Here is an 8941-nt window from a genome sequence, read left to right on the forward strand (position 1 = left end):
AAGGCGTGCGGCGAAGAGCCTACCCGCAGTTCTCACCCCGTGCGGGCTCCGGCTGCCCCTTCCCGTCCGATTGCGAGGCGGCGAACAGGCGCATATGGTCGTAAGATGGACACAAAGTGGGGGGCGTTGGCGCTCGTCGCCCTGGGCGGCGCTGTAGGCGCCGGCACCCGTGAGCTCGCGGTTCTCGTCGTCCCGAACGCGGACGGGGTCCCGGTCGTCATCGTCCTCGTCAACCTGCTCGGAGCGTTCGCCCTGGGGTACCTCTACGAGGCCCTCACCCGGCTCGGCCCGGGGAGTCCGAAGGCCGCGAGGCTCAAGCTCTTGCTCGGCACCGGGTTCTGCGGTGGTTTCACGACGTACAGCTCCCTGGCCACCGATTCCGCCGTCCTCTTCTCGGACGACCGCTGGGGGGTGGGGGTGCTCTACGCCCTGGGCACACTCGTCGTGGGAGCCTGCTGCACGTTCGTCGGCATCGTCGCGGCGTCACGGGTCAACGAGCGTCGCGGTGCGACCGGAGGGACCAGCCGATGACCCCGCTCGTCTTTCTCCTGCTCGCCCTCGCCGGCGGCGTCGGCGCCGGGCTGCGGTACCTCGTTGACGGTTTCCTCCGCGCGCGGATCACCACGGGTTTCCAGTGGGCCACGTTCATCATCAACGTCTCCGGCTCGATCGTGCTCGGGTTCCTCACCGGCCTGACGGACGGTGACCTCCTCTCCGCGCACGCCTCCGTCATCCTCGGGACAGGTCTGCTCGGCGGGTACACGACCTTCAGCACCGCGAGCTACGAGACCGTCCAGCTCGTCAAGAAGCACCAGTACGGGTTCGCGCTCCTCTCCAGCGTCGGGATGCTCGTGGCCTGCATCGCGGTCGCCGGGCTCGGCCTCTGGATCGGGAAGCAGGTCTAGGGGTCGTCGGGTCGTGACGGTCACCGGACGAGCCCTCGAGTCGCTCGTCCTCGCCGGGCATGCCCCCGCCGGAGCGGGGTCCACGAGCGCCGGGCGTGCCCCCGCCGGAGCGGGCTCCGCGAGCACCGTCACGGTGGGCGGCCTCGTCCTGGCCGCTGCCCGGCGCCACCAGGCCACTGAGCGACGAGCGGGACCGGGGTCCCCGCTCGCTCGCACCAGCAGCAGGCCCGGCCAGGGCGTGTGCCGTGGCCGGGCCTGCATCGTGCCCGCATCCGCCGCCCGCGGCCCACCCGCACCGCCCGCCCGGCCACGCGCTGGCGCGTTAGGCCCGCTGGAGGCGTGGCACGAAGTGGACGACGACGAGGAGCACCCACGTGGTGAGGATGTACGGCCACGTGTAGACTGGGCCCGGGAGGTGGTGCATCCAGACGGTGACGAGCGCTGTGAGGGCTGCGCCGATCACCGCCAAGACCCACGGTTCCCACGTCCCCTTGAGGAACACGGCCGCGAGCGCGATGGCGGTGAGGACTCCCGAGTACCCCTCGAGCCCGCTGCTCACACCGGTGAGCTCCTCGCCGAGCGCCAGGGCGCACAGGCTCCCCACGACGCTGCCGAGCAGCGCAGCGACACCAACCTTCCAGCTGGCGATGAACAGCCCGATGAGGATGAGGGCGCCGGTCCAGACGCTGTTGACGAGGACGACCTCCGAGATGTTCGTGAGGATCGACTTGAGGAAGGCGTTGGTGGCGTCCTCCTTGACCACGACCGACGGCGACGCGACGTGCAGCGAGGTCGTCACGGCGTACATGATCCCGGCGACGATGACGAACGGTGCGGTCGTCGACGGCAGGTTGAACGGCTTGAGGGCTGGGCGAGCGAACAACCACATCACGGCGAGCGACACCGGGGCGGTCAGCGCGGCCGCGACCGCGGCGATCGGGTAGGCCGCCCACTGTCCGCCGAGCGCCGCGAACACGGCAGCGCCGACGAGCGCGCCGCAGAATCCCTGGAGGCCCGCCTGGATGTCCTTGGGAGCGACGCCCAGGAGGAACCCTGTGACCGTCGAGCAGATGGTGCCGATGAGGACGAGGAGCGCCATCCTCCAGTCGGCGACGACGAACCCCACGAGGATCGCGAGGCCCGTCCAGGCGACGGGCTGGAAGAAGATCTGCGCGATCCCGTCGCCCAGCGCGGGGACCCAGCGGACTGTTGCGTCCAGCTCTCCCCGTCGTGATGGTCGTGTCCCTGTCATGGCACATCCCTCCGTTCCCGTCATGGTCGCGGCGAGCTCGTGCCCGCCCCGCTGCGTGGGTGTGGTCAGTTCCGGCGGATCCGAGGGGCGACCTGCCCGGTGAGCAGGGCGTGAGCTGCGCTCCACGCGGCAGCACTGACGCTGGCGACCGCGATCGGGTCGTCGCCGACGATCCGCAGCGACATGCCGCAGTCGTACGGCAGCACGCTCGCACCGAGGAGCACGTCCTCCCCCGCCACGTCGCGGACTGCCCCATAGACGTGGTCCGCAACCTCCTTCGCAGGTCGCAGGGGCGTGATGACATACAGCGTGCTCAGGACGTCCCGGCCCGCGAGCACACCCAGACCGTCCGCGCCGTCACGGTGCAGGCGGACCCGGTCGAGGACGACGAGATCACCGCGGGACCGGCGCACCTCGAAGTCAGACGCGAAGATCTCGTACCGGTGACGTTCGCCGTGCGCGAGGCGCCCCGAGTACACCGCGTCCGACGCGATGAGCGTCGCGGACTCATCGACCCAGGCGCGCGTGTGCTGGTACGTCCGGGAGTCCGCGAACGGGATCGCCGGGTCGGGCAGGTACTCGACGTACGCGCCGGACCCGAGGGTGAGGTTGACGGTCACCGCCGCGTAGTCCTGCTCCATGCGGTAGTACTTCGCGTGGGTCTGAGTGCTCACGTGCGCGCTGGAGCGCGGCCCGAACTCCAGGTCCGTGCGCAGGCGGTCACCCTGGAGGACCCCGCCACCGGTGGACATGAGCGACGTGAACGGCATGTCCGGCCGCAGCGGGTCGTAGTACAGGGGCCGCATGATCTGCAGCGGCGACTTCTGGTAGTGGTGGACGAGCTGCGTCTGGTCGTCGCACAGCTCGAACCCCAGCTCGATCACGCCGACCTTGCCCGGGCTCCCGACCGGCAGGGCGTCCATGGTCCGGGAGAACCTGGCGACCTCCGGCGGGACGCGGGCCGGCTCGTAGTGGGCGGGCTGCAGACGGTACCCCCCGTACGCGCGCTGCGGCGCCGGCCCGTCTGCCGACCCCGCTGTCGCGGCTGGTGGCTCTGTCCTGGCGGCCTCGTCGACGACCTCCCCGGCCGGGCTCCCGGCGCGGCCCACCGCGACAGCACTCATCAGACGAGCTCGGACTGCGTGGTCCGCCAGTGCGACATGATCGCGTCGTGCAGCTCCTCGAGCCCCTCGCCCGAGAGCGAGTTGGTGAGCACCACGGGCTTGTCGTCCCGCACGCGGTGGGCGTCGCTCTCCATGACGTCGAGGTTCGTGCGCACGTACTGCGCGATGTCGATCTTGTTGATGACGAGGATGTCCGACTCCGTGATCCCCGGGCCCCGCTTGCGCGGCATCTTCTCGCCCTCGGAGGTGTCGAGCACGAAGACGAACACGTCGGCGAGCGACGGGGAGAACGTCAGCGTGAGGTTGTCGCCACCCGACTCGTAGATGAGGGTGTCGATGTCGGGGAACCGCTCGAGCATCTCGGCGCCGGCAGCGAGGTTCATCGTCGGGTCGTCGCGCACCGCGGTGTGCGGGCACGCGCCGGTCTCGACCCCCACGACCTTCTCCGGGTCGAGGATCCCCGCCAGCTCCCGGCGGACGTGGTGGGCGTCCTCCTGCGTGTAGATGTCGTTGGTGATGACCCCGGGGGTACGGCCCTCCCGGATGAGGATCGGCACCAGCGCCTCCGTCAGGGCTGTCTTCCCGGACCCGACCGGGCCGCCGATGCCGATTCGCAGTACGTCGTTGCTCATGGTCTACCTTTCGTCGTTTCGCGCTCGTTCGTGTCCAGCGGTGCCCGGTGGGGCGGAGCCGCTCAGCTGGCGAAGAGTCGGGCCTCGGCACGTTCATGCCGGGCGGACATGATGTCCGCCACGGGCACGCACCCACCCATGTCCTCGAGGTCCCGCGTGACAGCACTGTCGGTGACGTCCTGGATGACCGGCGCCACACCGTTGAGCACCACCTGGGCGTGGCGGTGGTCGGTGAGCCTCAGGCGCAGCGCGGCGCCCACGAAGCTGGCGGAGAAGGCGAACAGGTCGCTGGCCACCGCTCGGTGCACCTCGACCCCGGCCGTCGCGAACGCGACTGCGCTCGCGACGGCCTGGCACCCCGGGGTCACCCTCTCCCGCACCTGACGGGCGTACTCGGCAAGCCCGTCACCGCCGAGCACCTCGAGCGCGAGATCGCACACCTGGTGCCCGCTGCGCACGGACGCCTTGCGCATCTCGGTGCTGAGCTTCGAGGCGAACAGCCGCCGGTCGATCTCCTGCACGGCGGACCAGTCGCCGACGCTCGCCGCGTCGTGCGCCCTCGCCAGCGCCGTCGCGTCCCCCGGTCCCACCGAGTGCGTCAGCAGGTCGGTCAGGAGCCCCTGGACGTCGGACTGTGTCACCCAGTGCGCCTGGCTGTAGCCCTCCAGCCCGTGCGACATCGTGTAGAACCCGCTGGGGAACGCCGAGTCGGCGAGCTGCAGGCTGACGAGCAGCTGCCGGACGTCGCCGGGGCCGGACGCTCCTGCCACGGACCCCTCCTGCATGGCCGCCTCAGACCAGGAAGAAGAGCTGGGTCAGCGGCAAGGTCTGCGCCGGCTCGATCGACGCCCGCTCGCCGTCGTAGTGGACGACATAGGTCTCCGGGTCGACCTCGATGACCGGCGCGTAGTCGTTGCGGACCATGTGCTGCTTCCCGATCGCCCGGCACCGCTTGACGGGCAGCACCTGGCTCTGGAGTCCCAGCTGCTCCGGGACCCCCTTGTCGATCCCGGCCTGGGACATGAAGGTCACCCGCGTCGACTGCTGCGCCTTGCCGAACGATCCGAACATCGGGCGATACATGACGGGTTGCGGCGTGGGCAGCGAGGCGTTCGGCTCGCCCATGACTCCCCAGTTGATGAGACCACCCTTGACGATGCAGCGCGGCTTCACGGCGAACGACTCGACGGGCCAGACCACGAGGTCGGCGAGCTTCCCCGGTTCGATCGAGCCGATGTAGTCGGACACACCCTGCGTGATGGCCGGGTTGATGGTGATCTTGGCGAGATACCGCAGGACCCGGAAGTTGTCGTTGCCCTCGGCGTCCTCGGCGAGCTTCCCCCGCTTGTCCTTGTTGTGGTGGGCCACCTGGAACGTCCGGGTGAACGACTCTCCGATGCGTCCCATGGCCTGGGAGTCCGAGGAGATCATCGAGATGGCGCCGACGTCGTGCAGGACCGTCTCAGCCGAGATGGTCTCGGCGCGGACCCGGGAGTCCGCGAAGGAGACGTCCTCGGGGATGTCGTGGGACAGGTGGTGACAGACCATGACCATGTCGAGCAGCTCGTCGACCGAGTTCACGGTGTAGGGCAGCGTGGGGTTGGTGGAGGACGGGAGGACGTTGGGATAGCCCGCGACCTTCATGATGTCCGGCGCGTGGCCACCGCCGGCACCCTCCGTGTGGAAGGTGTGGATGGTGCGACCGTCGATCGCGGAGATCGTGTCCTCGACGAATCCGGCCTCGTTGAGCGAGTCGGTGTGCACGGAGACCTGGATGTCGTAGTGGTCCGCCACGCTGAGCGCGCAGCTCAGTGCCGCGGGCGTGGTGCCGTAGTCCTCGTGCACCTTCAGACCGGCTGCGCCGGCCTCGACCTGCTCGACGAGCGCCTCGGGCAGGGACGAGTTCCCCTTGCCGAGGAACCCGGTGTTCACCGGGAGGTCTTCGGCAGCCTCGAAGATCCGCCGCAGGTTCCACACGCCCGGCGTCGTGGTCACCCCGTTGGTCCCGTCGGTCGGGCCGGTGCCGCCTCCGAACAGTGTCGTGATCCCCCCCGACAGGGCATGGTAGGCCTGCTGGGGCGAGATGAAGTGGACGTGGGAGTCGATGCCGCCGGCCGTGACGATCTGGTGCTCCGCAGACAGGAGCTCCGTGCCGGGCCCGACGACGAGCCGGGGGTCGACACCGGACTGGACGTGGGGGTTGCCGGACTTGCCGACCCCGACGATCAGCCCGTCCTTGACGCCGATGTCCCCCTTCACCACGCCGAGGATCGGGTCGAGGATGATGGCGTTCGTGATCACGAGGTCGAGCACTCCCTGCGCGTCGGTCGCGGAGGGGTCGGCTGCCATGCCGTCGCGGCCGGTCTTGCCGCCGCCGTAGACGACCTCGTCCCCGTAGTAGCCCTCGCTGTAGTCCTTCTCGATCTCGACCACGAGGTTGGTGTCCGCGAGCTGCACCTTGTCCCCTCGCGTCGGCCCGAACAGGTCGGTGTACTGCTTGCGCGAGATGATGGCCATCAGTTCTTCCCCTTCTGAGCAGTGTGTGCGGCGGGTGCCGACTCTGGTGTGCCGTCGTTGAACCCGCGGGACTTGAGCAGCGCGAGGGCGTCGATCTTGGTCTGCCGGGCGTCGAGGCCGCCGTTGACGAGACCGTTGAAGCCGACGACGTGACGGGCCCCGCCGTAGGCGACGAGCGTCACCTCCCGGGTGTCACCCGGCTCGATGCGTACCGCGGTCCCGGCCGGCAGGTCGAGGTGCATGCCGTACGCCTTCTCACGTTCGAACAGCAACGCGCGGTTGGCTTCGAAGAAGTGGAAGTGTGAGCCGACCTGGACCGCACGGTCCCCGGTGTTGCTCACGCGCAGGGTCACGGTGTCACGCCCTGCGTTGATCTCGATCTCTTCGTTGTTGTGGTCGTACTTCGGGCTTCCGAGCATGAGTTCTTCCCTCCACTGATCAATGACCGTGCGTGAGTCGAGCAGTGGGCGCGGCGTGGGTCCGTGCAGCGCCCGGGTCGTGCGGATGGGGGTGCTTGTGGGGATGTGGATGGCTGTGCTGGACCGGGTGGTCGTCCAGCTCGAACGCGTGGGAGTGGGCGTACCCGTGCCCGTGGTCCGCCTCGAGGCCCTCCGAGATCCCGTCGTGGCCGTGGGACAGGTCGTGCTCGGCCGCGGCCACCCGGTCGGTGATGACCTTGAGTACCGCTCTGCTGGACATCAGCGGTCCGTAGAACCGCGCTCCGGCGAGCGGGCCGTCGAACGGGGCGCCGAAGGTCTGCGCGAACCCGGCGGGGACGACGACGGCCCTGTCCCACCCGAGCAGCCGGAGCCGCCCCAGGGTGCTGGCGACGTCGGCGTCGGTGTCCGTGCACGCGACCGCGACCTCGTTGCCCGCACCGTGCGTGCGCACGAGGTGCGCCACGCGGTGGAGCTCGGCGTCGTCGAACGGGTCGGCACGACGGGCCGCGATCACGACCGCCGCCCCGGGGTCCCGGGCCGCCACGTCGTTGGCCGCTTTCCGCAGCCATGCGGTGAGGTGGTCGAGGGTGCCGAAGGATCTCGCGAGGCTCACCCTTCCCTGGCCGTCACGCCCGGCGAGCCACTGCAACGTCTTGGCGACGTCGGCGACCATGGTGGGGTTGCGACCGAACGTCATGGGCACGACGACCACACGCGAGGTCGGGTCCTGCAGGATGGACGAGACGGCCTTGTGCAGCGGCCGCCCGGGGGCGGTCACCACAGAACCGGCCAGCTCGGCGGCGTAGCCAGCGAGGGCGTCCTCCTCGGGCCTGCCCGCCTCGTGGCCGGCGACCAGGACGACCCTGGTCGACATGGGGCCGTCTCCGCTCATCCGTCAGACCCCGACCGGGTCGTGGCAGGAGACGAGCTTGCTGCCGTCGGCGAACGTCGCCTCCACCTGGAGCAGGCTCATGCGCGAGCGGACACCCGGCATGCACTCCTTCTCCGTGACGACCTGCTTGCCGAGCTCCATGCACTCCGCGACCGACCTGCCGTCGCGTGCCGCCTCGATGATCGCCTCGGAGACGAGCGCCTGGACCTCGGCGACGTTGAGCAGCGTGCCGCGGTCGCGCCGTCGCCGGGCGAGGTCCGCCACCTGGTAGATGACCAGCTTGTCGAGTTCTCTCGGGGTCAGATTCATCTCATGTGCCTTTCCGGGAGCGCGTCCGCCGAAGTGTGACAACCAACCCAGACCGGGTCATCTCCGACGTTACGCGCAGACCGTTCAAACTGCGCGAGGAAGGACGCGGGCGCCCTCCGGCACTTCGCACCCGGCTACAAGCGGGCGTCGTTGCTGGTCACGCGGTCGAGCTGGGCATCCCGCGCCTCGACGTCGGCGGTTCAGCGATCCGACGCGCACTGCACATTTCACCCATACCCACACGCCGCGGGCTAGGCTTCCCGGGTGGAAGCCATCTGGGTGGTTCTCGGAATCGTCGTCCTGGGCGCGACGTTGCTCGATGTGTTCCTCGCTGCGTTGAACTACGACGAGTCCGGTTTCATCGCCCGCCCCCTGGCCGCGGCGCAGTGGCGCGTGCTGCGCACCATCACCCGGCGCCTGCCCCGACGCTGGCGCCCCGCAGGCCTGCGCCAAGTCACCGGCCTGCAGATCATGACCACCGTCATCGCCTGGATCGGCGGCGTCATCATCGGATTCGGCCTCATCTACTACGGCAACATGCGCGACCAGAACTTCCTCTACGACGGCGTCGACCAGGGCCTCTACAGCGCCCTCTACCTCAGCGCCGCCCAGCTCTCCACCGTCGGCACCTCCCAGATCACACCCAACACCGACTGGACCCGGTCCCTGTCCATCGCCGAGACACTCTCCGGCGTCGTCCTCGTCTCCCTCATCCTCACCTTCCTCCTCGGCGTCTACGACGTCATCAGCTCACTGCGGTCCCTGTCCGCCCGCTTCTCCTCCACCGGACGCCGCGCCACCGACCCCCTCACCACCCTCGAACCCTTCTTCCCCGACGGACAACCCACCGGCCTCGACACCCAGCTGCAG

General features: G+C 69.5%; 11 protein-coding genes. 3 read left to right on the plus strand and 8 right to left on the minus strand.

Annotated features, from left to right (window positions below):
• The first annotated feature begins 105 nt into the window (after positions 1–105).
• Together AC2AXK_RS14355 and crcB are read left to right on the plus strand one after the other, a co-directional pair.
• A complete protein-coding gene (locus tag AC2AXK_RS14355) occupies positions 106–531 on the plus strand; it encodes a fluoride efflux transporter FluC (RefSeq protein WP_484346079.1) in 426 nt (141 codons plus the stop codon).
• Positions 528–905 (plus strand): fluoride efflux transporter CrcB, encoded by a 378-nt coding sequence (crcB, locus tag AC2AXK_RS14360; RefSeq protein ID WP_484346080.1) that lies wholly within the window; start codon positions 528–530, stop codon positions 903–905. The genes AC2AXK_RS14355 and crcB overlap by 4 nt, the downstream gene beginning before the upstream one ends.
• A gap of 322 nt (positions 906–1227) precedes the next feature.
• On the opposite strand, the gene AC2AXK_RS14365 is transcribed toward crcB, so the two are convergent.
• From AC2AXK_RS14365 to ureA, 8 genes are all read right to left on the minus strand, one after another.
• The gene (locus AC2AXK_RS14365; RefSeq protein WP_484346081.1) at positions 1228–2157 is read right to left on the minus strand and encodes an urea transporter; all 930 of its coding nucleotides are present in this window, start codon (positions 2155–2157) and stop codon (positions 1228–1230) included.
• 65 nt (positions 2158–2222) lie between these two features.
• Positions 2223–3281 carry an urease accessory protein UreD gene (locus AC2AXK_RS14370; protein WP_484346082.1) on the minus strand — a complete coding sequence of 353 codons (1059 nt, stop codon included), beginning with the start codon at positions 3279–3281 and terminating at the stop codon, positions 2223–2225.
• A complete protein-coding gene (gene ureG / locus AC2AXK_RS14375) occupies positions 3281–3913 on the minus strand; it encodes an urease accessory protein UreG (protein WP_484346083.1) in 633 nt (210 codons plus the stop codon). The genes AC2AXK_RS14370 and ureG overlap by 1 nt, the downstream gene beginning before the upstream one ends.
• A 62-nt stretch (positions 3914–3975) precedes the next feature.
• Positions 3976–4683, minus strand: coding sequence for an urease accessory protein UreF (locus tag AC2AXK_RS14380; protein ID WP_484346084.1), 708 nt, complete (start codon positions 4681–4683; stop codon positions 3976–3978).
• 22 nt (positions 4684–4705) lie between these two features.
• Positions 4706–6430: an urease subunit alpha gene (gene ureC, locus AC2AXK_RS14385; RefSeq protein ID WP_484346085.1), complete on the minus strand. Its 1725-nt coding sequence runs from the start codon at positions 6428–6430 to the stop codon at positions 4706–4708.
• The gene (locus tag AC2AXK_RS14390; RefSeq protein WP_484346086.1) at positions 6430–6849 is read right to left on the minus strand and encodes an urease subunit beta; all 420 of its coding nucleotides are present in this window, start codon (positions 6847–6849) and stop codon (positions 6430–6432) included. The genes ureC and AC2AXK_RS14390 overlap by 1 nt, the downstream gene beginning before the upstream one ends.
• A 19-nt stretch (positions 6850–6868) precedes the next feature.
• Entirely contained in the window at positions 6869–7744 is an 876-nt protein-coding gene (locus tag AC2AXK_RS14395) for a sirohydrochlorin chelatase (protein WP_484346087.1), read from the minus strand.
• Positions 7745–7765: 21 nt separating this feature from the next.
• Positions 7766–8071, minus strand: a complete 306-nt coding sequence (ureA, locus tag AC2AXK_RS14400) for an urease subunit gamma (RefSeq protein ID WP_484346088.1) — start codon at positions 8069–8071, stop codon at positions 7766–7768.
• 264 nt (positions 8072–8335) lie between these two features.
• On the opposite strand from ureA, the gene AC2AXK_RS14405 reads away from it, so the two are divergent.
• On the plus strand, positions 8336–8941 hold a 606-nt coding region (locus tag AC2AXK_RS14405; protein WP_484346089.1), incomplete at its 3' end, for an ion channel.

The sequence above is a fragment of the Sanguibacter sp. Z6_81 genome (assembly GCF_057180625.1).

What these genes read in the sequence shown, in the direction of transcription:
- AC2AXK_RS14390 (WP_484346086.1), bottom strand. Translation starts at nt 6,849, where the DNA reads ATGCTCGGAAGCCCGAAGTACGACCACAACAACGAAGAGATCGAGATC.
- AC2AXK_RS14395 (WP_484346087.1), bottom strand. Translation starts at nt 7,744, where the DNA reads ATGTCGACCAGGGTCGTCCTGGTCGCCGGCCACGAGGCGGGCAGGCCC.
- ureC (WP_484346085.1), bottom strand. Translation starts at nt 6,430, where the DNA reads ATGGCCATCATCTCGCGCAAGCAGTACACCGACCTGTTCGGGCCGACG.
- ureG (WP_484346083.1), bottom strand. Translation starts at nt 3,913, where the DNA reads ATGAGCAACGACGTACTGCGAATCGGCATCGGCGGCCCGGTCGGGTCC.
- crcB (WP_484346080.1), top strand. Translation starts at nt 528, where the DNA reads ATGACCCCGCTCGTCTTTCTCCTGCTCGCCCTCGCCGGCGGCGTCGGC.
- AC2AXK_RS14355 (WP_484346079.1), top strand. Translation starts at nt 106, where the DNA reads ATGGACACAAAGTGGGGGGCGTTGGCGCTCGTCGCCCTGGGCGGCGCT.
- ureA (WP_484346088.1), bottom strand. Translation starts at nt 8,071, where the DNA reads ATGAATCTGACCCCGAGAGAACTCGACAAGCTGGTCATCTACCAGGTG.
- AC2AXK_RS14370 (WP_484346082.1), bottom strand. Translation starts at nt 3,281, where the DNA reads ATGAGTGCTGTCGCGGTGGGCCGCGCCGGGAGCCCGGCCGGGGAGGTC.
- AC2AXK_RS14365 (WP_484346081.1), bottom strand. Translation starts at nt 2,157, where the DNA reads ATGACAGGGACACGACCATCACGACGGGGAGAGCTGGACGCAACAGTC.